Origin of the sequence: Sphingomonas sp. RB1R13 (genome assembly GCF_036663775.1) — a bacterium.
Classification (GTDB): domain Bacteria; phylum Pseudomonadota; class Alphaproteobacteria; order Sphingomonadales; family Sphingomonadaceae; genus Sphingomicrobium.
Map to the genome: position 1 here is coordinate 1 of NZ_JAXOJM010000053.1, position 1,266 is coordinate 1,266.

The following is a 1,266-nucleotide window of genomic DNA, read 5'->3' on the forward strand; positions in this document are numbered from 1 at the left end:
CGGCTGATGCCATACCCCTGGCCGACGCCTCCGGCGTTGCGCGCAAGGGATGCGCAACCAGTGGCTTCACCGCCACGGGACCGACAGTTGCGCTGGATCGCGGGGCCGATCGCGTTGGGGACGGCCTCCGAGGAGTACGACGGGGCGCGCAGGACGGCGGCGCTGGGGTTGGGGGCGATCGCCTGTGCGCTCGACTGCGAAGGCAGGAACGCGACTAGCGGGATCGCGACGGTGAGAAGAGAATGAGCGCGACGACGGCCGCGAGCAGCAGGTACGCGAGGTACTGAAGAACGAACCACATCTATGCCCCCTTGGCCTGTGGAAAAATGGGGAGGCCGTCGCCGGTCCTCCCCACTTCCGGTCCGCCCCGCCGGTGAGACGGGGAGGGACTCAGCGGATCGTGCCGAGCCCCTGGCGGACGCCCATGCGGGCGACCTTGGCAATGGCGATCGCGCTACCGACGAGGACGGTGATGCCCGCGACCTCGGTCACGTCGATGTTGTCGACGATGCCCTGGTAGTCGTTGCCGGTCGTCGACACTTCGGACTGGTCGCCGTTCTCGCCGGGCGTGACGAGGGCGAACGCCGGCGATGCCGCCGCAAGGCTGGCGGTGGCTGCGGCACCCGCCAGAAACATCTTGTTGTACAGGTTCTTCATTTCACTTCTCCTCCCAGACTTAGGTGCGGGCCCCCATAGGCGAAGCGCCTATTCGATGACGTCCAGGATATGTCGTACAGACCATGCGAAGAAGCAGACTACGATGAACGGGACGAAGACGTACATGATGAGAATGTGCTGTAGGTCCTGCATCTGCTGCCGCGTAGGCGGTGCGAACGGGTCAACAAGTGTCCATTGCTGCGCCTCGGCAGGGCAGGGTACCTTGTCGACTGAGCATGTCAGGTAGCTGACGTGAGCTGCAATCGTGGAGGGAGTCTCTTCAGCATTCTGCTGCGTAGACTCGTTCGAAGATGTTGCAGGCGCGTCCATTCTACTTGCCCCCATCGGCGAAGCGCTGGAGCCATGACTCGTTGTCGATGAAGAAGCGTCGGAAGCCGTCCTTGAAGGTCTTGTGGGACCACATTAGCACGAAGGTGACGATTACAGACGAAACCGAGCCAAGTACGACAGCACTACTGATCGCATCGGCTTGCCGCTCCGAGAGCTGGAGGCCCGCAAGCGCCGAAGCAATCGAGTCAGCAAGATTGCCGAGAATCGTACAAGCAGCATACGCGATCATCCCTGCCGCGATCATGTAGATAAGCCCCC

3 protein-coding genes are annotated in these 1,266 nt (G+C 62.6%); all 3 read right to left on the bottom strand.

The features are described 5' to 3' along the window. Positions 1-299: hypothetical protein (locus tag U1700_RS14775; RefSeq protein WP_332753443.1), on the bottom strand; the 299-nt coding region annotated here is incomplete at its 3' end. A 91-nt stretch (positions 300-390) separates the two neighbouring features. Further along, a complete protein-coding gene (locus tag U1700_RS14780; RefSeq protein ID WP_332753444.1) occupies positions 391-657 on the bottom strand; it encodes a hypothetical protein in 267 nt (88 codons plus the stop codon). A 331-nt stretch (positions 658-988) separates the two neighbouring features. Next, on the bottom strand, positions 989-1,266 hold a 278-nt coding region (locus tag U1700_RS14785), incomplete at its 5' end, for a hypothetical protein (protein WP_332753445.1).

Excerpts from the sequence above, each read along its gene's own strand:
- U1700_RS14780 (WP_332753444.1), bottom strand. The coding sequence starts at position 657 with ATGAAGAACCTGTACAACAAGATGTTTCTGGCGGGTGCCGCAGCCACC.